Source organism: Streptomyces sp. R818 (genome assembly GCF_056172735.1).
The window spans coordinates 367830-388978 of the sequence record NZ_JAOCNE010000003.1; the positions used below are offsets into that span (position 1 = coordinate 367830).

At 72.2% G+C, this 21149-nt stretch carries 18 protein-coding genes and 1 pseudogene; 9 read left to right on the plus strand and 10 right to left on the minus strand.

The features are described 5' to 3' along the window. The 3 genes from N5I75_RS06775 to N5I75_RS06785 all read left to right on the plus strand — a co-directional run. The coding region (locus tag N5I75_RS06775) for an exo-beta-N-acetylmuramidase NamZ family protein (protein ID WP_476675332.1) at positions 1-978 on the plus strand (978 nt) is incomplete at its 5' end. A 202-nt stretch (positions 979-1180) separates the two neighbouring features. Continuing rightward, positions 1181-2434 carry an MFS transporter gene (locus N5I75_RS06780; RefSeq protein ID WP_476676938.1) on the plus strand — a complete coding sequence of 418 codons (1254 nt, stop codon included), beginning with the start codon at positions 1181-1183 and terminating at the stop codon, positions 2432-2434. Between the two features lie 95 nt (positions 2435-2529). After that, the gene (locus N5I75_RS06785) at positions 2530-3801 is read left to right on the plus strand and encodes a serine-threonine protein kinase (protein WP_476675334.1); all 1272 of its coding nucleotides are present in this window, start codon (positions 2530-2532) and stop codon (positions 3799-3801) included. A 69-nt stretch (positions 3802-3870) separates the two neighbouring features. Here the strand turns inward: N5I75_RS06785 and N5I75_RS06790 are convergent. Then, a pseudogene (locus N5I75_RS06790) lies at positions 3871-6746 on the minus strand (penicillin acylase family protein). Positions 6747-6957: 211 nt separating this feature from the next. On the opposite strand from N5I75_RS06790, the gene N5I75_RS06795 reads away from it, so the two are divergent. Next, a complete protein-coding gene (locus N5I75_RS06795; protein WP_476675336.1) occupies positions 6958-7560 on the plus strand; it encodes a hypothetical protein in 603 nt (200 codons plus the stop codon). Positions 7561-7632: 72 nt separating this feature from the next. On the opposite strand, the gene N5I75_RS06800 is transcribed toward N5I75_RS06795, so the two are convergent. Then, the gene (locus N5I75_RS06800; RefSeq protein WP_476675338.1) at positions 7633-9216 is read right to left on the minus strand and encodes an immunity 49 family protein; all 1584 of its coding nucleotides are present in this window, start codon (positions 9214-9216) and stop codon (positions 7633-7635) included. A 20-nt stretch (positions 9217-9236) separates the two neighbouring features. Further along, positions 9237-9749, minus strand: coding sequence for a hypothetical protein (locus tag N5I75_RS06805; RefSeq protein WP_476675340.1), 513 nt, complete (start codon positions 9747-9749; stop codon positions 9237-9239). Between the two features lie 58 nt (positions 9750-9807). On the opposite strand from N5I75_RS06805, the gene N5I75_RS06810 reads away from it, so the two are divergent. Then, positions 9808-10530, plus strand: a complete 723-nt coding sequence (locus tag N5I75_RS06810) for a 3-keto-5-aminohexanoate cleavage protein (RefSeq protein WP_476675342.1) — start codon at positions 9808-9810, stop codon at positions 10528-10530. A 263-nt stretch (positions 10531-10793) separates the two neighbouring features. Here N5I75_RS06810 and soxR read toward each other — a convergent pair whose 3' ends face one another. Next, complete coding sequence (soxR, locus tag N5I75_RS06815) at positions 10794-11315, minus strand: redox-sensitive transcriptional activator SoxR (protein ID WP_476675344.1); 522 nt, start codon at positions 11313-11315, stop codon at positions 10794-10796. A gap of 103 nt (positions 11316-11418) precedes the next feature. On the opposite strand from soxR, the gene N5I75_RS06820 reads away from it, so the two are divergent. Then, positions 11419-11880 carry a MaoC family dehydratase gene (locus tag N5I75_RS06820; protein ID WP_476675346.1) on the plus strand — a complete coding sequence of 154 codons (462 nt, stop codon included), beginning with the start codon at positions 11419-11421 and terminating at the stop codon, positions 11878-11880. Between the two features lie 206 nt (positions 11881-12086). Here N5I75_RS06820 and N5I75_RS06825 read toward each other — a convergent pair whose 3' ends face one another. The 5 genes from N5I75_RS06825 to N5I75_RS06845 form a co-directional block, all read right to left on the minus strand. Then, a complete protein-coding gene (locus N5I75_RS06825; protein ID WP_476676940.1) occupies positions 12087-12719 on the minus strand; it encodes a TetR/AcrR family transcriptional regulator in 633 nt (210 codons plus the stop codon). A gap of 108 nt (positions 12720-12827) precedes the next feature. Next, positions 12828-13118, minus strand: coding sequence for a YiaA/YiaB family inner membrane protein (locus N5I75_RS06830; protein ID WP_394435282.1), 291 nt, complete (start codon positions 13116-13118; stop codon positions 12828-12830). Positions 13119-13210: 92 nt separating this feature from the next. Beyond that, the gene (locus N5I75_RS06835; protein ID WP_476675349.1) at positions 13211-13630 is read right to left on the minus strand and encodes a hypothetical protein; all 420 of its coding nucleotides are present in this window, start codon (positions 13628-13630) and stop codon (positions 13211-13213) included. A 9-nt stretch (positions 13631-13639) separates the two neighbouring features. Further along, positions 13640-15910: a hypothetical protein gene (locus N5I75_RS06840; RefSeq protein WP_476675351.1), complete on the minus strand. Its 2271-nt coding sequence runs from the start codon at positions 15908-15910 to the stop codon at positions 13640-13642. 75 nt (positions 15911-15985) lie between these two features. Then, positions 15986-17137 (minus strand): acyl-CoA dehydrogenase family protein, encoded by a 1152-nt coding sequence (locus N5I75_RS06845; protein WP_476675353.1) that lies wholly within the window; start codon positions 17135-17137, stop codon positions 15986-15988. 67 nt (positions 17138-17204) lie between these two features. Here N5I75_RS06845 and N5I75_RS06850 point away from each other — a divergent pair, with 67 nt between their 5' ends. The 3 genes from N5I75_RS06850 to N5I75_RS06860 all read left to right on the plus strand — a co-directional run bounded on the left by N5I75_RS06850 (position 17205) and on the right by N5I75_RS06860 (position 20039). Then, complete coding sequence (locus N5I75_RS06850) at positions 17205-17855, plus strand: TetR/AcrR family transcriptional regulator (RefSeq protein WP_476675355.1); 651 nt, start codon at positions 17205-17207, stop codon at positions 17853-17855. Positions 17856-17898: 43 nt separating this feature from the next. Next, complete coding sequence (locus tag N5I75_RS06855) at positions 17899-18621, plus strand: ArsR/SmtB family transcription factor (protein ID WP_476675356.1); 723 nt, start codon at positions 17899-17901, stop codon at positions 18619-18621. A 500-nt stretch (positions 18622-19121) separates the two neighbouring features. Further along, positions 19122-20039, plus strand: coding sequence for a DMT family transporter (locus N5I75_RS06860; RefSeq protein ID WP_476675358.1), 918 nt, complete (start codon positions 19122-19124; stop codon positions 20037-20039). On the opposite strand, the gene N5I75_RS06865 is transcribed toward N5I75_RS06860, so the two are convergent. Continuing rightward, positions 20029-21111 (minus strand): Zn-dependent alcohol dehydrogenase, encoded by a 1083-nt coding sequence (locus tag N5I75_RS06865; RefSeq protein WP_476675360.1) that lies wholly within the window; start codon positions 21109-21111, stop codon positions 20029-20031. The two genes, N5I75_RS06860 and N5I75_RS06865, sit on opposite strands and share 11 nt — an antisense overlap. Between the last annotated feature and the right edge of the window lie 38 nt (positions 21112-21149).

Sequence of the window (21149 nt, forward strand, 5' to 3'; positions counted from 1 at the left end):
GAGCACGGCTTCCGCGGCACCGCGCAGGCGGGCGGCTCCGAGGGCCGCTACGACGACCCGGCGACCGGACTCCCCGTCTACGACACGTACCTGAAGAGCGGGCAGGCGCTGGCCGACATCTTCACGGCGTCCGGCGTCGACACGGTCGTCTTCGACATCCAGGACGTGGGCGCGCGCTTCTACACGTACATCTGGACGCTGTACGACTGCATGGAGGCGGCGCAGCTCGCGGGGAAGCGGTTCGTGGTCCTTGACCGCCCGAACCCGGTTACCGGCCGGAACGCCTACGGCCCGATCCTGCACAAGGAGTTCGCCACGTTCGTCGGCCGCCGGGAGATCTCGCAGGCCCACGGCATGACGGTCACGGAGCTGGCCCGCCTGTTCAACGCCGAGTACCTCGCCCACCCCGTCGAACTGGCGACGGTGACCATGACGGGCTGGCGGCGCGACGACTTCTACGACGCCTCGGGACTCCCCTGGGTGCCCCCGAGCCCCAACATGCCCACCCCGGACACGGCGCTCGTCTACTCCGGCACCTGCCTCTTCGAGGGCACGAACCTCTCCGAGGGCCGCGGCACCACCCGCCCGTTCGAACTCCTGGGCGCCGACGGCATCGACGGCCGCTGGGCTGCGAAGGCCAACGAGGAGAACCTGCCCGGCGTGAAATTCAGGGAGGCCTACTTCGCCCCGACGTTCTCCAAGTTCCAGGGCAAGACGATCGGCGGCGTCCAACTCCACGTCGACGACAGGGAGAAGTTCGACCCGGTCCGCACGGGCATCGCCCTCCTCATCACAGCGAAGTCGACCTGGCCCGGCTTCGCCTGGCGCCCCGACAACTGGATCGACAAGCTGACGGGCTCCACCCAGGTCCGCACGATGATCGACGCGGGAGCGACCACGACCGAGGTGGTGGCGGCCTGGCAGAACGAACTACGCGCCTTCCGCGGAACCCGAGCGAAATATCTGTCGTACAGGTAGCCCCCGCCAGGGGCGCGGGGAACTGCGCGACCAGCCACGACGAAACCCGCACCCGGCAACGATCTCACCACCCGAGACATCGCATCCCACCCATTGACTGCAAGATACAGCTACCGCAAAAGTACGGAGCGTGCTCAAAGAAGACCCGACCAGCCAGAACACGGCCCCGGCCACGCCGAATCCGCACCCCCAGGCGGAGAGCCTGAGACGCGTGGCGGTGGCCAGCTTCATCGGCACAGCCATCGAGTTCTACGACTTCTACGTCTACGGAACGGCCGCCGCGCTCGTCCTGAACGAGGCGTTCTTCCCGAACCTGTCCTCGCTCAACGCGACCCTCGCCTCGTTCTCGACGTACGCCGTCGCGTTCGCCGCCCGCCCCATCGGCTCGCTGATCTTCGGGCACTTCGGCGACCGGATCGGCCGCAAGTCGGTCCTGGTGGCGTCGCTGCTCCTGATGGGCCTGTCGACGGCGTGCGTCGGTCTGCTTCCCGGCTACGACACGCTCGGCGTCTGGGCGCCGCTGCTGCTCGTCCTGCTCCGGTTCCTGCAAGGCGTGGGCCTGGGCGGCGAGTGGGGCGGCGCCGCGCTGCTCGCGGTGGAGCACGCGCCGCGCGGCAGACGCGGCATGTTCGCGGCGTTCCCCCAGCTCGGCCCGTCGGTCGGGTTCTTCGCGGCGACGGGCATCTTCTGGCTGCTCTCGGAGTCGCTGTCGGACGACGCGTTCCAGTCGTGGGGCTGGCGCGTCCCGTTCCTGCTCTCCTTCCTCCTGGTCGCCGTCGGCCTGTTCGTCCGGCTGAAGATCAGCGAGACGCCGGTCTTCGCGAAGGTCATGGAGAACCAGGAGGCGAGCAAGGCGCCTGCCCTGGAGGTGTTCAAGCGCCATCCCCGGGAGATCCTGCTCGGCGCGGGCGGCATGGTCGTCGCGTACGGCCTCTTCTACACGGCGACGACGTACTGCCTGGCCTACGGCACGAAGACGCTCGGCGTGCCGCGCTCCACGATGCTCGCGGTGTCCCTGGTGGCGTGTCTGTTCCTGGCCGCCGGCACGTGGCTGGCCGCGACGCGCTCCGACGCGGGCGGCCGGCGCAGGACGGTCCTCGCGGGCTCGGCCCTCGCCGTCGTCTGGGGGCTCGCCCTCTTCCCGCTGATGGACACCGAGCAGCCCGTGCTCATCGCGCTCGCGCTCGGCGGCGCCCTGTTCTGCATGGGTGTGGTCTACGGCCCGATGGGCGCCTACCTGCCCGAACTGTTCGGGGTCCGGGTGCGCTACTCGGGCGCCTCCTTCGCGTACAACCTGGGCGGGGTCCTCGGCGGCGCGGTGGCTCCGCTGGTGGCGACGCGGCTGCAGGACGCGTTCGGGTCGTCGTCGGTCGGCTGGTACGTGAGCGCGATGGCGGTCGTCTCGCTGCTCTGCGTCCTCGCGCTGCCGGAGACCCGCGAGCGCGAACTGGCCTGAAGCGCGCGGCGCGGTCCTGACGCACGTATGGCCAACCCCCGGCTCCCGCAGGACGATGCGGCACACCGTACGGACTACTGCCACGGGGGTGGGCCATGGCCGGACCGGAAGTTCATGTACGTCCCTACTGGGAGCTGGTGTTCGACGCCGACGGGGACACGGAGCCGGGGCGGCGCGACCGGCTGCTGCGTGAGGTGCGCGAGCGCGGCGTCCGGGACCTCATCGTCCTGACGCACGGCTGGAACAACGACCGGGACATGGCGGTCCGGCTCTACGACCGCTTCTTCGCGCCGTTCCCCTCCCTCGCGCCCGGCGCCGAGATCGGGTACGCGGGACTGCTGTGGCCGTCGATCCGCTTCACCGACGAGGAGATCCCCGACTTCGACCCGGCGCGGGCCGCCGCCCCGCAGGCGCCGCGCACGACCCTCGACAAGGGCACCCGGCAGGCGCTCTCCACGACCTTCCCGCACAGTGACACGGTCGTGCGGAAACTGGCCGAGCTGCTCGACCGGCATCCGGACCAGGCGGACGCCTTCGACCAGTTCGGCGGCCTGACCAGGCAGCTCGTCGGAATCCGCCCGACCGCGCTCGGCGCGGACGTCGAGGGCGAGGGCTCGCCGCACACCGCGCCCGCGATGCTCCAGGAGAACACGCGGGACATGTGCGAGCAGTTCGCCGAGGCGCTGGAGGCCGCGGCGAACCTGGCGCAGTTCAAGCTGCCCGGCGGCCTCGCCAAGGCGTGGAAAGGCGCCCACGAACTCCTGCGCCAGGCCACGTACTTCGCGATGAAGAAGCGCGCGGGCAAGGTCGGCAAGGACGGTCTCGGACCGCTGCTCGGCCGCCTCGCGCACGACGCCCCGGACGTGCGGGTCCATCTGGTGGGGCACAGCTTCGGGGCGCGGCTCGTGTCGTTCGCCCTGGCCGGTATGCCGGACGCCGCGCGCAACGTGAAGTCGGTGACGCTGCTCCAAGGTGCCTTCTCGCACTACACGTTCGCGGGCCGCGGCGCGCTGAAGGGGAAGCAGGCGCGGATCGACGGCCCGCTGGTCTCGTGCTACTCGCACTTCGACACGGCGCTGTCCACGATGTACCCGCTGGCGTCCCGGCTCGCCGGGGACGACCGGAGCGCCATCGATCTCGGCGTCCGCTGGGGCGCCATGGGCTACGACGGGATCCAGGACGTCCCGGGCGCGGCCCGGCTCACGCTCGCGGAGGCGCTGCGGACGGGCGTGCCGGGCAAGGGGTGCGTGAGCGTGGACGCGGCCCAGGTCGTGCGCCGCGGCGCGCCCCCGGCCGGCGCCCACAGCGACATCCTCCACGAGGAACTGGCGCGGGTGGTGCTCGCGGCCGGACGGGTGCGCGCGTAGGGCTCACGCGGCGGGCGGCTCGCGCTGCCGCCCGCCGCGTTCGTGCGCGTCTCAGCGGTGCGTCCCGTCTCAGCGGTGCGTCGGGAACTCCACCACCTGCTGGTACGTCGGGCGGTTCTGCCACTGGATCCCGCGGTGCGTGATCCCGCCGAGCGCCCGGTGCACGATGGTGTCCGCGCACCACTGGTCCCCGGCCTTGCAGCTGTCGTCACCGGGGTAGACCTCGGTGGCGGGTTTGGCCGCGGCCGTGGCGAGGCTGGCCAGCAGCGCGGTGCGGCAGGCAGTGAGCGACCCGGCGCCGCAGTACGTGTCGCCGAGCTTGCCCTGGACCGGGCGGCCGAGGACCGTGCGCAGGTCCTTGTCGACGTAGCCCCACCAGCCGTACTGGAACGAGGACCCGGCGTGCGACCCGGTGGGTCCGTGTCCGGCGGACGGCGCCTCGTCGATGCTGAGCTGGCCGCTGAGCGCCTGGTAGAGATCGGCGCCGAGCCCCGGCTTGAACTCGGCCTCGACCAGGAGCGGCCACCAGGCGTCCATGATCCGTACGGCGTCCGGGTGCGCGTACGTCTTCGAGCCCGCGGCCGTCTGATTGCGCTGGGCGCCCGCCTTGCCCCAGGCCTCCAGCTGCTGCACGGCCTTCTCGGCCGCCGGGTCGGTGACGGGCGCGCTGCGGATCACCGCGAGCAGCTCGGGAAGGACCTGTTCGCCGCGCAGGTCGGTGACGGCGGCCTCCTCCATGGCCTGGGTGAGGGAGGCGCGGGTGACGCCGCCCTTGGCGGTCAGTTTCTTCACGCGGTCGTCGAGGAGGTTGCCGCGGTGCACGGCGCCGAGGCTGAAGTTGGCGGCGGTGAAGTCCTTGGCCTGTTTGTTGTTCCAGGAGATGTAGTAGTCCTGGTTGAGGGAGTTGGGGTGCTGGGACGGCGGGGTCAGCGCCGCCGTGTTGTTCGCCGGGTCGAAGTCCTGCCACTCGTAGGCCTGTTCGCCCTTGACCGGCAGCGACATGTCGACGTCCTTGGCCCGGACCGGGTTGCTGCCGCTGTTGTAGTACGCGATGTCGCGGCTGTCGGCGTAGAACCAGTTGAAGGCGTAGCTGATGTTCTGGGCCGCCTTCTGGAAGGACGCGGCGTCCGTGACGTAGGACGGGTCGTTCAGCATCTGGAAGCCGATGATCGAGTCGGCCTCGTGGCGGTAGGTCGAGCGCAGCGCCGTGTAGGCGACGGGTTTGCCGTCGACGGTGGCGCGGTGCGTGACGATGCCGTACTTGGTGCGGAAGACCTGCATCCGGTAGGAGCCCGCGGCGGTGGAGTCGGCGACCGTCGGCTTCCAGGAGTTGGTCTTCTCCAGCTTCTCCATCGGGGTGCAGGTGCCCCGGTAGACGTAGGAGGTCGAGTTCTTGGTGGGTGTGCCGCCGCCCGGTTCACAGAGCGGGACCGCGTAGGTGTCGGTGATGTCCTGCCCGGCGGACGTCGCCGACCAGGAGTAGTCCTGGCCGCGGCCGAGCTGGATGTACATGCCGACGCCCGCGAAGGAGACGCCGCGCGCGCTGATCCCCGGCCCTTGCAGCTCCTGCATCATCAGCAGCTGTGGCGCGAAGTAGCCGGTCTGCGGTCCGAACACGGCGACCGGGTGGCCGGAGGCGGTGTGCTTGCCGGAGACGAGGAGGGCGTTGGACATGCCCTTCTTGGAGGCGGAGTCCTTGAACATGTCCGCGGGGAGCACCCCGTCGTCGTACATGCCCTGGAGCGGCTTGAGCTTCGCGGACGTCTTGACCGGGTCCTTGGCGACGGTGCCGGATCGCGCGGCCGTCGCCGCCGAGCCCGTACGGTCGTGGACGAGCTGCTCGCGGGTGACGGAGTTCTTGTCGGGCATGGCCTGGCCGCGCGCGTTCGCCGGTTTCTGGCCGTAGGGGAAGCTCGTGCCGTCGTGGATGGTGGTGACGGTCTCGGGGTCGTTGCGCTGGCGGAAGGACTCCCAGACCTGGGTGCCCTTCTCGACGCCGTACTTCTCCTGCGCCTTCATCAGCGAGAGGGCCGCGTCGACCTCTCCCCCGCCGCCGTTGCCGAAGAGACCGCCGACCACCGAGGCCAGCGCGATCATGTCCGTGATCTTGAACGGCTGTATCTCGCCGCTGTTGGTGATCGCGTCGATCTTGCCGGTGAGCACGTACTCGCCCGGGAAGTAGCGGCCGTTCTTGGACTTGACCCGGTAGGCGTTGAGGCCGTCGATGTAGGCCTGCGCGTCCTCCATGGCCTGCTGCCCGCGGGCGCCGCCGGTGGACCTGATGTAGTCGACCTGCTTCTGCAGATCGTCCTCGGTGTACGGGGCCTGCGGCCAGAACTCCTGCTCGAGGCCCTGGTTCGCGAGGGCACCGCCGGCGAACGAGGTCAGCTCGCCCCGGCCGATGTGCCGGAACAGGTCGATCAGCCACATGCGGTCCTGACCTGCGGCGTATCCGGCGCCGAACTCGGTTCCGTAGCGCGTGGAACCTTTGATGTGGGGTACGCCGTTCTTCTTGTCACGGGTGATCGTCACATCGTCGCGAGGGCGGGTGACGGATTGCACCTGACCGTCGGGGACACCGAAGGAGGCATCGTTGAAGAAGTTCGTGAGCGTGTCATCCGTGAGTGAGGGGTAGCCGGAGGACAGGGCGTCATAAGGGCCGAGCTGATCGTCGGCGTGAGCGGGCTGGGTACCCAGCAGCTTGTGGGCGAGGATCTCGGCGAGCGTGGCGCTGCCGTTCGCCCCGGCGGCAGGATGTCCGCGCACTGCCCCTTGCAGTAGTCGCTGACGGGTGCGGGTTCGTCGGCGGCCGTGGCCGTCGAGAGAGGGGAGAGCAGTCCCGCGGTGAGCACGAGCGCCGCGGCGGCCGTAATTCTCCGCAAGGAGCCGCCGGACTGGCCGACCGGCTTTCTGTGCAGGGTGGTTCGTGGGATGCGTCGTCGCATGCCTGTTCCTCCCGACGATGGTGAGCCGGAGGTTACCGGCGGTTAGCCGACGACAGAAGATGAACATGCGTCACGTTTTCGGAATCCACACAGGGATCAGAAGAATCACCGTCTGGAAAAGGGATCCGATTCGCGTGTCGATACGTCTACTCGGCGACGTCGTTCTTTTGCTGCGGCGACGCCGACGTACGTGTGACGGAGGTGCAGGGCGATGGCTGGATTCCGAAGTCTGGCAAGACAGGTGCGCGATCCGAGGAGCGATCTGGCGCTGAGGCGCTACTCGCTGCGCAAGTGCCTGGAGCGGTTCGCTCCCTACGGTCACCGGGCCACCTGGGACCATCTGTGCTCGCGGGCCGGGTTCGGCCCCGAGGACCGCTCCCCCGAGTCGGCCCGCCTGGTGGCGGCCCTGGAGGAGCTGGAGGAGGCGCGGGCCGTCTGGCTCGCCTACGAGGCGTCCTTCGCCCAGCGGCGGCGCAAGGAGAAGCACGACGGGCTGCGCCGCCCGGGCAGCGTCGACGACTGGCACCGGCTGACCTGGGGCGGCTTCGGGGTGGCCTGGTGCGACGACCCCACGGTGCACCCCGGCGCGCCGCTCGCCGAGGTGCTGCGCAGGCTGATCGCGGCCCTGGAGCGCGAGCCCGGCGACAGCTGCCCCGTGTGCGCGGACACCTCCCTCGTCTGGCAGCACGACCTGGCGCACGAACCGTCGTCGGGCCCCGTCTGCTCCCACTGCGGCATCGTCGTGCCGCGCCCGGTCCTCACCGACGAGGCCGTGGCGGCGTCGAGGCGGGTGCGGCAGCTGGTCACGGCGTAGGGGACGCGGGGACGCGGGGAGGACGTACAGCGCGACGGGGGTGCGCCGCACCCCCGGCTCTCACCACTGCTCTCACGACTGCGCGGGGACGTGCTCCAGGCGCTCGCGGTTGAGCAGGTGCTTGGGCAGGTACGGTGCGTCGACGGCGACCGGGAACTCCATGTCGTACGCGAGGCAGGCGAGCGCGAGCGGACCGAGCGCCACGCGGGCGCGCGGCGCGGCCGAGCTCCCCCAGTAACCGCCGTGCTGCGCCAGGGCTTCCTTCAGCGCGTCGGCGAACGCGTCGTGGTCCTGCGTGAGCAGCCGGTGGAACAGGGCGACGGGCTGGTAGTCGACGGCGTTCAGGAAGTCCTTCGGGGCGAGCGTCGCGCTCTTCGGGTGCGACGCCTCGATGGTCGCGACGAGCTTCTCCACGACGTCGTCCACGGGCCGGCCCAGCCAGTGGCTCTGCAGCGTGTCGATCCAGTGCAGGACGTACGCGTCGACCGAGGTGTCCGGGGTGCCCGGGGTGTCCGGCATCTCATGGCCGCGCAAGGCGTCGAGCGGGACCTCGCACAGCCGGGTCGTGCGGTCGCGTTCGCGCAGGACCAGGCTGACGTAGAAGGCGTCGAGCCAGGCGCGGGCCTCGCCCCGCACGCCGGGTCCGGTGGCGGGCACGGTCAGTTCGCGCTCGCCCAGCCGGCACGCGACGGAGCGCGTCCGCGTGAACAGCGCCGTGCCGAGGTGCAGGGCGGCGACCCAGGCGTCCAGGGTCTCGACGCGGTCGGCGGCCGGATCGGCCTCGGCGCTCGCGTGGGCGAGGGTGAGCGCGCGGCCGAAGGCGTCGGCGAGGGCGTCCGGGTCCGGCCGGTCGGCGTCCAGCCCGCTGATCGCGTCGGCGGTGGCCGCCGTACGGGCGTCGAGGCGGGCCGTGTCGGCGGCCGACGTGTCCGAGGCGAGGTGTCCTGACCGGTCGAGCCGGTGCAGCGCCCGCATCGCGGCGAGGAGTTCGGGCGGCGGGCGCAGCGAGAAGGTGCGCGTGTCGTGGTCGATGGCGGTGAGGGAGGTCAGCTGTCCGTCGTGCCACCAGTACACGCGCGGCGAGAGCGGCCCGGGGCCGTCCTCGTGGGCCCGGAAGGCGTACGTGGCCAGGTCGTTGATCGCGTCGGCGGCGCCGCCGTCCACGATCGGGTGGAACGCGAGCAGGTGCCGGGTCGGGACGACGACCAGCGCGCCCGCCTCCGGCATCCGGCGCCCGGTGACCTCGGCGACCAGCTCCGGCAGGACCAGCGCCTTGGTCGACACGAACGGCGAGTCCCCGTACACGGAGTACAGCACGGCGTGCCCGTCGAGCCGCACCTCCTCCGAACGCAGCGGCTCCCGTACGAGGTTGCGCCCGGCCGCCTCCCACAGCGCGGCGGCGCCCGCGCGCTCCACGTCCTCGTCGCTGAGCAGCCGCACGGAGGCGGGCCCGTCCAGGGCGAGCGCGAGGTGCAGCCCCTCGGCGACCCCGCGCACGTACGTGAAGCCGTCCGCCGCCTCCGCGGGGACGACCCCCGGCGGCACCAGGCGCAGACAGGTCCGCGCCAGCAACTCCTCGGCGCTCTCGCCGCCTTGGGAAGAACCGTGCGGGCGGTCGGCGGTCTGCGGGGCCCCGGGGGTCTCATGTGCTGTCACGCCCCCGACTCTACGAGGCGTCAGGGCCTGATCACGTCCGTCTGGATCGCCAGTTTGAACTCGGCCAGGGTGATCGGCACCGCGAGCTTGGTGTCGCCGGTCCGCGCCGACACCTTGAAGCCGACCGGGGTGCCCGGGTGGACGAACATCTGCCAGGTGTAGGAGCGGTACTGGCCGCCGCCCGTCGCCGAGATGTCCGTCGTCGCCGTCGAGTCGTAGCGCGTCGACAGGTTCAGCGGGTCGCGCACGAAGCGGGCCCGGTACTCGGTCGCCCGGCTGTCCGGCGCCCAGAAGATCAGCGCGGACAGGGTGGCCCAGCCGTCGTGGCTCGGCCAGATCAGGCCGGAGCGCGCGTCCGGGTACGTCGAGGTGCCGCCGCCCGCGGCCGGGTCGTGCATCTGCCACGGGTCGTACGACTCCTCGGCCGTCGCGTACGGGTAGCGCACGAGGTGGTAGCCGTCGCTGTCGTAGGTGATCTTCTGCGCGCCCGAGTGCGCGGACTCGTACTTGAGTGAGCAGACTGCTACTGGCATGTCGTGTCCGATCCCCGCCGCCGGTCGCTGCCGGCACCATGCTGGCACCATCGAGTGCATGGTGTTCGTACAAGTGTGTCTGAACGGTGCGCGCGGGGCGAGCGACGGAGCGGTGGTGCCGCTCTCGCCCGGGGCGCTCGCCGAGGCCGCCGCGGCGGCGGTCGCGGCCGGCGCCTCGGATGTGCATGTTCACCCCAAGACACCGTGCGGACAAGACACGTTGGCGCCACGTTCGGTCGCGGCCACGCTCGACGCGGTCCGGGAGCGGGTGTCCGTGCCGGTCGGGGTGACCACGGGGGCGTGGGCCGAGCCGGATCCCGCGGAGCGGGTGGCGCGGATCCGGTCCTGGACCGTGTTGCCGGACCACGCTTCCGTGAACTGGCACGAGGAGGGGGCGGAGCGCGTCGCCGCGGCGCTTCTTGAGCGGGGGGTCGGGGTCGAGGCGGGTGTCTGGTCGGGGACGGATGCGGCGGAGAGGTTCGCGGCGTCTCCGCTGGGGCCGCGGGTTCTGCGGGTTCTCGCCGAGGTGACCGAGCATGGCGCCGGGGGCGCCGAGCCGGCCGCTCGATCGTTGCTGCGGGATCTTGGTTCGGCCCATGGGCGGCCCGTGTTGTTGCACGGGGAGGAGGGTGGGGCCTGGCCCGTGGTGCGGCTGGCGGTTCGGCTGGGGCTGCCTACTCGGGTGGGGCTTGAGGATGTGCTGGTGTTGCCGGACGGGGCGCGGGCCGCGAGCAATGCGGAGCTTGTGCGGAGTGCGCTGGGTTTTTGCTCGGGTGCCTGAGCGTCTGCCCGGTTGGGCTTGTGTGTGCGTGTGACCGTGGTACGTGGTTGCTCGCGCAGTTCCCCGCGCCCCTCAAGGGGCTTCGCCCATCGCCAGGACTCTTGTTCCTGGCAACAACGGGCTTCGGCGGTGGGGGCGTTGGGCGGCTGCCCCTCCTGATGCTGCCGGGCGGCGGCGCCCGGCGATCTTCCTGCGTCTCGCCCAGGAGTACGGCCCGGGGCCCGGCATCGCCACGCTCGTGTTGCGGCTCCTCGGCCCCGCGCTCACGCCCGCGCCGGACGCTGCCGAGACGTCCGGCTCTCCTCGCCCGCTCGACCCTCCCGACGGTCCCGGCGCTCCGCCATCAGCCGGGAACCCGTGAGCCGGTCGCCGAAGACGTCGTCCGGGTTGGAGAGGACGCAGGTCTCCATCGAGAGGCAGCCGCAGCCGATGCAGTCGGTGAGGTGGTCGCGCAAGCGGCCCAGCTGCTTGATGCGCTCCTCCAGTTCACCGCGCCACGCCTCCGAGAGCCGCGCCCAGTCCTCGCGGTTCGGGGTGCGCTCCTCGGGCAGTTCGGCGAGGGCGTCGCGGATCGTGGCGAGCGGGATGCCGACGCGCTGCGCGGCGCGGATGAAGGCGACCCGGCGCAGGGTGTCGCGGGGATAGCGGCGCTGGTTGCCCGGGGTGCGACGGCTGCCGATCAGCCCTTTGGACTCGTAGAAGTGCAGGGCGGAGACGGCGGCCCCGCTGCGCGCCGAGAGCTGGCCGACGGTGAGCTCGTGGATCTTCTCCGGAATCTGGGGCACCCGGCCGAGCCTAGTCGGGGGCGGGGGACGTTGTTAGCATGACCAGAGAGCTGAGCAAGCGCTTAGACAGCGCTTGGACAATGGACCTGGGAGGTCACTGGAGATGGCGGAGCCGCGGGTTTTCAAGGATGCCGACGAGCTGAAGGCCGCGGTCGGCGAGCAGCTGGGCCACACGGACTGGGTGGCGGTCGAGCAGGACCGGATCGACCGGTTCGCCGAGGCCACCGGTGACCACCAGTGGATCCACGTCGACCCGGAGCGCGCCAAGGAGGGCCCGTTCGGCACGACCATCGCGCACGGGTATCTGACGCTGTCGCTGCTGCCGCTGTTCGGGCCGCAGCTGATCTCCGTCGAGGGCGTGAAGATGGGCGTCAACTACGGCACGAACAAGGTCCGCTTCCCCGCCCCGGTGCCGGTCGGCTCGCGGCTGCGGGCGACGGCGAAGATCACGTCCGTGGAGGACGTGGCGGGCGGGGTGCAGGTGTCCGTGGCGTTCACCGTGGAGCGCGAGGGCGGCGAGAAGCCGGTCTGCGTCGCGGAGTCGGTGTCCCGCTACTACTTCTGAGCCGCTAGGGCCTGTCGTCAAATTCCCGTCTGCCCCGCGACGCCTGGCACGCTCCCCCAGCCTTCGGCCGGGGGGACCCCCACTCGCCGCACCGGGCACAAGGCCAAGTACGTCCAGTACGAGGCCTTGCACCCGGCACGCCGAGAGCACGCACCAGACGCCGCGGGGCCGCCCTCCGGGCGACGACGGGAATTTGACGACAGGCCCTAGTTGCGGGCACCCACCATGCGGAGCACGAGGTCGGCGTAGAGCGCGCCGACCTCGTCGGGCGTCCTGCGGCCCTCCGCGTTGAACCAGCGGGCCACGTCGATGCAGAGGGAGAGCACGGCGACGGTGGTGCCGGGGACGTCCGGGACGTCGAACTCCCCCGCCTGGACACCGTCGTCGATGATCTCGCGGACGGCGGCGTCGCTGCGGCGGCGCAGGGCGACGATCGCGGGCCGGTGCTCCTCGCCGAGCGAGTCCAGCTCGTACTGGACGACGCGGGCGGTCGTGTGGTGCCCGGCGTGCCAGCGGACGAAGGAGCGGACCGCCTCGGTGAGCCGCTCGGTGGCGCTGCCCCCGCCGTCGACCGCGCGGCGCAGGATCATCAGCGCCTTCTCGTGGCCGATGGTGCTGATGCGGAGGAGCAGCTCCTCCTTGGTCTTGTAGTGGATGTAGAGCGCGGCCGGGCTCATGCCGGCCCGGCTCGCGATGTCGCGGGTCGTGGTGGCGTGGTAGCCGCGTTCGGCGAACGCCTCGACGGCCGCGACGAGCAGCCGCCGGGCCGCGTCGGGGGTGACCTCGGCCCACGGCACCTCGTCGACGGCCTGGTCCAGAGCCCGCTCGTCCTGCGTCATCGGTCCGCTCACATCCTCTTGGGTACGTGCGCCCACACCATACCTCCCGGGGTGAGCGGGCGCTTAGCACCCGTACGAGGATGATCGTCAAGAGGCCGGTCGCCCGGCTCAGGCGACCGGCTTGAACGGGTCGTGGTCGGCCAGGATCTTCTCCAGGCGGGCCTGGTCGACCCGGCTCACGATCTGCCCGGCCTCCTGGCGGTCGCGGATGACCTTGGCCATGGTGAAGGCCGAGGTCGTCAGGTAGAGCACGGAGATGGCGAGGAAGGCGCGGATCCAGCCGCTCACGTCGAGGCGGTAGATCCCGACGGACACGGCGGTGAGCGCGAGGGCGAAGGACGCGATGGCCTGTCCGTAGTAGGCGGCGGTGTTCTGCTGCTTGACCGGTGTGTCGTTCATGCCGCACAGCATGGAGCGGATGTGGCCGCGGCCACATCCGCTCACCTACTCACCGCCGCTCACCGCCGCCTAGGTATGTACTCAGCGTGCGGTCACGCGGTCCCGGAACCGAAGCGGCGGCTGAACTCGTCCGCGAGCGTGCCGCCCGCGGCTTCGACCAGCCGGCCGACGATCGGGTGGACCACCAGGCCGGTGACCGCGCCGGCCATGGCCGGCAGATGACGGCCGAACCAGCGGCGCACGTACTCCATCGTGGACAGATCGGGCTCCGGCGCCGTCGCCGACTCCTCCAGTTCGTCGAGGAGCTCACCGGCCCGCTCCGGGGCGTCCGCCGGGAGTGACGCGCGTACGCGGGCGAACTCGGCCCGCAGTCCGGCGAGGTCCTCTTCCGTGACGGGTGCGGCGGAGGCCGGCGCCTCGACCCGGCTGACGGTGTTGTCGCGGCCCACGACCACTTGGCCGGAGACGTCTCGCGTGTGAATGTCGTAGCGGTCACCCGGGGTGTGGGACATGGGACCTCCTCAGTCGGTTTCCGGGCCTGGCGGGGGCGTGGACGGCGTGTCGGTCGGGGACGGCACGGAGGTCGACGGCTCGGGCACGCCGGTCCCTGTCACCGTCAGCGTGATGTCCTGATCGCCGTCGTCGTCGGGGATCACGACCTGTGCGCTGTAGTCGCCGGGCTTCTGCGGCCGGAAGGTCACCTGGAACTCGCAGGAGCCTCCTGGTCCGGAAGCGGGCGGGCACGACGTCAGCCCCGTGTCCCAGTTGCTCCGGTCGTCGGCCCGCAAGGCGTTCTCGTCGTCGCATGCGAGCCACGGGAAACTCTCGGCCTCGGTCTTCTGCTCGCCGACGATCACGGTGCCGAAGTCACGGGGGCTGAGCGGAACGGGGGGACACGGGTCGCCACCGGAGCCGATCGGCCGCCCGGGGACGACAGGCGGGGCCGAGGGTGACGAGGGCGATGCCGTGGTGCCGGAGCCGGACGGGACGGGGCTCGTCCGCGGAGCCGACGTGTTCGGGTCGGTCGGGAGCAGGTCGCTCGGGATCGCGGGAGGGCGGGGCACCACGGCCGGTGGTCCGCTGTCGCCGCCGGCCAGGTGGACGGCGGCGAACGCCCCGCTCGCCACCAGTGCCACCGTGCCCGCACCCACCGCCACCGGATGTGCCGAGACGGTGCTCCACACCGACCGGTGCGCCATGCGGGCTCCCCGCGCGCCGACGGCGCCGGGATGGACCGCGGGGCCGTGCCCCGGCGCGCCGCCCCCGGGCGGACCGGGTGGCGCGGGTCCCGCTCCACCGCCGGGCGGGCCGGGCGGTGGAGGGCCCGGTGTACCGCCCGCCGGGGCGCCGGCGCCGAGTCCGCCACCGCCCTGGACCGCCACGTACCCGGCGCCACCGCCACCGCCGCCCGCGCCCATGGCCACTCCGCTCAGGGCGAGCCGCCGCTTGTGCGCCTCGTGGCGGAAGTACGTCTCGCCCGCGTCGTCCCCGAGCGTGTGCGCCGCTGTCCTGCCGTGTTCGAGGATGCGCCGCCACATGCCCCAGCGCAGGGACAGCGCGAGGAGCGGGGCGGCGGCGCGTGCGAGGTCCCGCGCCACCGCGTGGTCCTGGCGCCAGGCCGCCGACGCGAGGATCCGGCCGGTCACCGCTGCCGCCGCGCCCGCCTCGCGCCGGGTGGCGCGGAGCCGCAGCCACTGGGTCAGCGGGGGCGCCAGCCACGCGGCGTCGCCCACGGGACCCGTCCGCCGGGCGACGAGCGCGGCGAACCGCCCGCAGGAGCGGAAACCGTCGCCGTCGGCCTCGACCAGGCGCAAGGTCGTGAGCTCCGCCACCGCCGACCGGTCGGCGCGCGCCCCGAACACCTCGAGGAGCAGCAGGGGTACGGGAAGCGGATCGAGTACGCAGAGCAGCCGCAGGAGGCCGACGGCTCCCGGCGACAGCCGGGCGGCGACGCCGACGGCGAGAGCGGTCTCGTCGACGCGGAACGCTTCGGGCGGCCACGGGTCCCGGGCGGCGCCGTGACCGCGGACGGCCGCTTTCATCGCCGCGGCCGTCTGCACCAGGGTCTGCGGATGTCCCTGGACGGTGGCGATCAGGTGCCGGGCCGCGTCCGCCTCGGCTCCCTGCGGCAGGTGCCCCAACTCCCGTACGAGCAGTGCGAACGCGGCGTCCGCGGGGAGCCCTTCGAGCCGCATGGGCCGGCTGTCGAAGCCCTCGATCCACTGGGCCGAGGCGGTGAGCAGATCACAGCCTGCCGTCATGTCCCGGAGGAGGGTCATGTCCTCGGCGGTGGCGGTGAGGTCGTCGATGACGAGCAGGATGCGCAACGCGCCGAGCAGGCGGCGCAAGGTGCTCGGCACCGGTTTGTACCCGCCGGACTCGTGGCCGCTCTCGGTCTCGTAGCAGGTGTGGAACAGCTCCTGGAGCAGGTCCTCCAGCGGCATCCCTGTCGCGGTCAGACGGACGACGGGGCGGCCTCGGTCGGCTTGGTCGGCGGCGAACCGGTGCAGCAGCGCGCTCTTCCCGACGCCCGGCGGGCCGAACACCTGCACGGGTTTCCCGCCGTCCAGCCAGCGTCCGATCGCCGCGAGTTCGCTGTCCCGGCCGATGAGCGCGGGCCGCCGGGGCCGCTGCGAACCGAGCGGGTGCGGACGCGGCCGGACCCGCGGCGGCCCCTCGGCGCGGTAGGAGACATGCGCGCCTTGCCGGGCGTTGATGACGACGTTGCGGTCCCCGACGACGACCTGACCGCTGACGTCCCCGCGCAGGTTGATCCCGCTCATGTCACCCATGGGCTCGCCTTTCCCCCGTCAGCCCATACCAGCGGTGTACGCCTGATCCGGGCCCTTCTCAAGGGGGAGGCGGCGTCAGAACGCGGAGACCCCCGTCAGGGCGCGGCCGATGATCAGTTTCTGGATCTGGCTCGTGCCCTCGTAGAGGGTCATGACGCGGGCGTCGCGGAGCAGCTTGCCGACCGGATACTCGTCGATGTAGCCGTAGCCGCCGAAGACCTGGAGGGCGTTGTTGGCGGCGCGGACGGCGGCCTCGGACGCGAAGAGTTTCGCCTTGGAGGCGGCGGTGGCGAAGTCCTCGCCGCGGTCGATGAGGTCGGCGACGCGCCAGGTGAGGAGGCGGGCCGCGTCCACGTCGACGGCGATGTCGCTGATCAGCTCCTGGACGAGCTGGTACGAGGCGATGGACTTGCCGAACTGCTCGCGCTCGCCCGCGTAGCCGACCGCGGCGTCGAGAGCGGCCTGGGCGATGCCGACGCAGCCCGCGGCGACCGACATCCGGCCCTTGGCCAGGGCGGACATGGCGATGGAGAAGCCCTTGCCCTCGGGGCCGAGCATGGCGGTGGCGGGGACGCGGACGTCCTCCAGGACCAGTTCGGCCGTGGCCTGGCCGCGCAGGCCGAGCTTGCCGTGGATGGTGCGGCGGGTCAGGCCGGGGGCGTCGGTGGGTATGAGGAAGGCGGAGACGCCCTTGTGGCCGGGGGCGTCGGTGGAGCGGGCGAAGAGGAGCACCACGTCGGCCCAGGTGCCGTTGGTGATGAACATCTTGGAGCCGTTGACTATGTAGTCGTCGCCGTCGCGGACGGCCCGCGTCGAGAGGTTGCCCGCGTCGGATCCCGTGCCGGGCTCGGTGAGGCCGAAGCAGCCGAGCGCCTCGCCCGCGGTGAGCCGGGGCAGCCAGTGCCGCTTCTGGTCCTCGGTCCCGTAGGACTGGATCGTCTTGGTGACCAGGCCGAGGGAGACGGAGACGATGCCGCGCACGGAGGAGTCGCCGCGCCCCAGCTCCTCGGTGACCAGGCAGTACGCGAGGTGGTCGCCGCCCGAGCCGCCGTATTCCTCGTCGATGGTCAGGCCGAGGAAGCCGACCTCGCCGAGCTTCTTCACGATGCCGCGGTCGACCTCCTCGGCGCGGTCCCAGGCCACGACGTTCGGTGCGATCTCGCGGTCCACGAAGTCCTTGGCGAGCCGACGGACGGCCGTCTGCTCCTCGCTCAGCTCCAGATGCACGGACGACTCCCAGGTGACCTTTAATTAGCACTGCTAGTTTTATGGGGACAGCCCTACTATGTGCCGCATGGCCCGACCGCGCAAGCCCCTCCTGAGCACCGACCGCATCGTGGACGCGGCCCGCGCCCTCGTCGACGCCGAGGGGCTCGCGGCCGTCTCGACCCGGCGGCTCGCCGCCGAGCTCGGGGTGAGCGGGCCCTCCCTCTACAACCACTTCCGCACCAAGGACCAGATCCTGGAGGCGGTCGCCGACTCGGTCAGCGCACAGGTCGACCTGTCGATGTTCGAGGCCGGGGATTCGCGCGGGTGGCGGGAGGCGCTGCACGACTGGGCCGTGTCCTACCGGGCCGCGCTGCGCGAGCACCCCAACATCGTTCCCGTACTGGCGCAGGGGCCCGGGCGGCGGCCCGCCGGGCTGCGGCTCGCCGACGCGGTGTTCGGGGCGATGGTGGACGCCGGGTGGCCGCCCGCGCAGGCCACGTCCATCGGGGCGCTCATGCGGTACTTCGTGATGGGGTCGGCGCTCGGCTCGTTCGCCGGGGGGTTCGTCGACGACGAGACGGCGTACGACCCCGCCGACTATCCGCACCTCGGGCAGGCGCACCTCCTCGCGGAGCATCAGGACGTGGTCGACGACCGGGCCTTCGAGACGGGGCTCGCCGCGCTGCTCGACGGGCTCGGGGTGCAGTACGAGGCGGTCGTCGCGGCCGCGCGCTGACGGTTCGGCCCGCGCCGAACCGTTTCCGGCGCATCCTTGGCGCATGGCTGCTTCCGCTTCCGCCTCCAAGGAACCCGGCGCCGCGCGGTTCGCCGCGCTGGCGTCGCTCATCGCCGACGAGACACGGGCGGCGATGCTGCTCGCGCTGCTTGACGGGAAGGCGTGGACGGCCGGTGAGCTGGCCCGGCACGCGGGGGTCGCGGCGTCCACGGCGAGCGAGCATCTCGGCAAGCTGGTCGTGGGCGGGCTGCTTGCCGAGGAACGGCAGGGGAGGCACCGCTACCTCCGCCTCGCCGACGCGGCCGCCGCGCAGCTCGTCGAGGGCTTCGCCGCGTATGCCGTGCCCGGCGGGGGTGAGCGGGCTCCTACGTTGCGGGCGGCTTCGGCGCGGGATGCGATGGCGCGGGGGCGCACCTGTTACGACCATCTGGCCGGGCGGTTGGGGATCGCGGTGACGGAGGGTCTTGCGGGGCGGGGGTTCTTGCGGGTGGAGACGGGGTTCTCGCTGACGGAGGCGGGGGTTTCCTGGTTCCTGGGGCTCGGGGAGCTCGGTGCGCGTCGGGGAGGGCGGCGGCCGCTTGCGCGGGGGTGTCTGGACTGGACCGAGCGGAGGCTCCATCTGGCCGGGGTGGCCGGGGCGGTGCTTTGCCGGCGGGCGTTCGAGGCGGGCTGGGTCGAGCGGATCGGCTCGGAACGGGCCGTTCGGGTCACTGGGACGGGGGCGGAGTTCTTTGCGGCGGAGCTTGGGATGCGCGGTGAGTTCTGACTCCGGCCGGACCCGCCTCCCCGTCTGCCGCATTGCTCGACGCCGGCGAGTGCGGCTCCCGTCGTGGCTGGTCGCGCAGTTCCCCGCGCCCCTGAAAGCCTGCGGCTCCGCCGCGCCTTCAGGGCCACACACTTGCGCGCGCCCCTGAGGGGCGCGAGGAACGGCGCGGCCAGCCACCACGAGAGCCGCACCCTCCCACAACCCCCACCAGGCAGCGCACGCAGTGCGCACGCCCAGGGGCGCGGGGAACTGCGCGACCAGCCACCACGAGAGGCACACCCTCCCACGACCCCCGACAGGCAGCGCACGCAGTGCGCACGCCCAGGGGCGCGGGGAACTGCGCGACCAGCCACCACGAGAGGCGCACCCTCCCACGACCCCCAACAGGCAGCGCACGCAGTGCGCACGCCCAGGGGCGCGGGGAACTGCGCGGCCAGCCACCACGGCGGTGCGCGCGAAGACGGACCGGACAGAAGCGACCCGCAAGGAGAAGACCCCGCATGTTCACATCCCGCTCCGGCGCAGCCACACTCGCCGCCGCCGCCACCGTCACCCTCTGGGCCAGCGCCTTCATCGGCATCAGGAGCGCCGGCGCCCACTACTCCCCCGGTGCCCTCGCCCTGGGCCGCCTGCTCACCGGCGGCCTCGTGCTCGGAGCCATCTGCGCCGCCCGAAGAGAGGGCCGGCCCCCACGGGCGGCCTGGCCCGGGATCGTCGTGTCGGGCGTGCTGTGGTTCGGCGTGTACATGGTCGCCCTGAACTGGGGCGAGCAGAAGGTCGACGCGGGCACGGCGGCGCTGGTCGTGAACATCGGCCCGATCCTCGTGGCCCTGCTCTCCGCCGGGCTCCTCGGAGATCCACTCCCGCCGCGCCTGCTCGCGGGCATGGCCGTCTCCTTCGCGGGCGCGATAGCCGTCGGCTTCTCCATGGCGGGCCGGGACGCCAACGGCACCGCCTCCGTCGCGGGCGTGGCGCTCTGCGTGATCGCCGCGATCGGCTACGCCTGCGGCGTCGTCGCCCAGAAACCGGCGCTCGCGCACGCCAGCGCCCTGCAGGTGACGACGTTCGGCTGCTGGATCGGCGCGGCGGCGTGCCTGCCCTTCGCCGGACAGCTCGTGCACGACGCGGCCCGCGCCCCCGCCCCGGCGACCCTGAACGTCGTCTACCTGGGCGTCTTCCCGACCGCCCTCGCGTTCACGACCTGGGCCTACGCCCTGGCCCGTACGTCGGCGAGCCGGATGGGCGCGACGACGTACGCCGTGCCCTCCCTGGTCGTCCTGGCGTCCTGGCTGCTCCTCGACGAGATCCCGGGGATCGTCACGCTCGGCGGGGGCGCGCTGTGCCTCGTCGGGGTGGCGGTGTCCCGCTCCCGCCGCCGCCCCGCGACGAGCGAGGCACCCGTACCGGTCAGAAGATGACCAGCGCCCGGCCGCCCTTGCCCGCCCGCATGGTGTCGAAGGCGGTCGGGATGTCGTCCAGGGTGATGTGTTCGGTCACCATCGAGGCCAGGTTCAGGCGGCCCGCACGGATGTGCGCCGCCAGGACCGGGAGGTCGGCCGCCGGGTCGGAGTTGCCGTAGACGCAGCCGGCGAGGGTGCGGCCCCAGTGGAAGATCTCCAGGGCGTTGAAGGTGACCTGCTGGTCCTTGCCGCCGATGCCGACGACCGTCGTCCGGCCGCCGCGCCGGGTCGACTCCCAGGCCGTACGGATGGTGACGGCCCGTCCCACGCACTCCACGGCGACGTCGACCCCCTGCTTGCCGGTGAGACCCCGGATCTCGCGGGCCGTGGTGTCCGACGCGACGACGTAGTCCGTGGCGCCCGCCTCCCGCGCCAGCGCCTCCTTCTCCGGGGACACGTCCACCGCGATGATCTTCGACGCGCCCGCGATCCGCGCCGCCTGCAGCGTGGCGAGCCCGACCCCGCCGACGCCGAACACCGCGACCGTCTCGCCCTCCCGCACCCGCGCCGAGTGGTGCACGGCGCCGTACCCGGTGAGGACGGCGCAGCCGAGGAGGGCGGCGTCGGTGAGCGGAACGCCTTCCGGCGCGGGCAGGACGCACTTGGCGGCGACGACCGTCTCCTCGGCGAACGCGGCGACGTTCAGGCCGGGGTGGAGGTCGGAGCCGTCGGAGGCGCGTCGGGCGTAGACGTTCCCGGCGCCCGCCAGCGCGTCGGCGCACAGCCAGACCTCGCCCAGCGCGCACGCGTGACAGCTGCCGCACGACGGCGCCCAATTGAGGACGACCTCGGCACCCGGCGTCACGTGCGTGACGCCCTCGCCGACCGCCACGACCGTGCCCGCGCCCTCGTGGCCGAGGACCGCGGGGACCGGTACGCGCATCGTGCCGTCGCTCAGCGACAGGTCGGAGTGGCAGACCCCGGCGGCGGCGAGCCTGATGCGGACCTGGCCGGGACCCGGCGCGGGCAGGTCGATGTCGGTTATCTCCAGCGGGGAGCCGACGGCGGGCAGGACAGCGGCGCGGACCATGAAGAGATCGATCTCCTTCGGGACGGAAGCGACAGGGC

Coding starts and splice junctions, on each gene's coding strand:
- N5I75_RS06825 (WP_476676940.1), bottom strand. CDS start 12,719: ATGACGCAGGACGAGCGGGCTCTGGACCAGGCCGTCGACGAGGTGCCG.
- N5I75_RS06820 (WP_476675346.1), top strand. CDS start 11,419: ATGGCGGAGCCGCGGGTTTTCAAGGATGCCGACGAGCTGAAGGCCGCG.
- N5I75_RS06840 (WP_476675351.1), bottom strand. CDS start 15,910: ATGGGTGACATGAGCGGGATCAACCTGCGCGGGGACGTCAGCGGTCAG.
- N5I75_RS06795 (WP_476675336.1), top strand. CDS start 6,958: ATGGCTGGATTCCGAAGTCTGGCAAGACAGGTGCGCGATCCGAGGAGC.
- N5I75_RS06855 (WP_476675356.1), top strand. CDS start 17,899: ATGGCTGCTTCCGCTTCCGCCTCCAAGGAACCCGGCGCCGCGCGGTTC.
- N5I75_RS06835 (WP_476675349.1), bottom strand. CDS start 13,630: ATGTCCCACACCCCGGGTGACCGCTACGACATTCACACGCGAGACGTC.
- N5I75_RS06850 (WP_476675355.1), top strand. CDS start 17,205: ATGGCCCGACCGCGCAAGCCCCTCCTGAGCACCGACCGCATCGTGGAC.
- N5I75_RS06805 (WP_476675340.1), bottom strand. CDS start 9,749: ATGCCAGTAGCAGTCTGCTCACTCAAGTACGAGTCCGCGCACTCGGGC.
- N5I75_RS06785 (WP_476675334.1), top strand. CDS start 2,530: ATGGCCGGACCGGAAGTTCATGTACGTCCCTACTGGGAGCTGGTGTTC.
- N5I75_RS06810 (WP_476675342.1), top strand. CDS start 9,808: ATGGTGTTCGTACAAGTGTGTCTGAACGGTGCGCGCGGGGCGAGCGAC.
- N5I75_RS06830 (WP_394435282.1), bottom strand. CDS start 13,118: ATGAACGACACACCGGTCAAGCAGCAGAACACCGCCGCCTACTACGGA.
- N5I75_RS06865 (WP_476675360.1), bottom strand. CDS start 21,111: ATGGTCCGCGCCGCTGTCCTGCCCGCCGTCGGCTCCCCGCTGGAGATA.
- N5I75_RS06860 (WP_476675358.1), top strand. CDS start 19,122: ATGTTCACATCCCGCTCCGGCGCAGCCACACTCGCCGCCGCCGCCACC.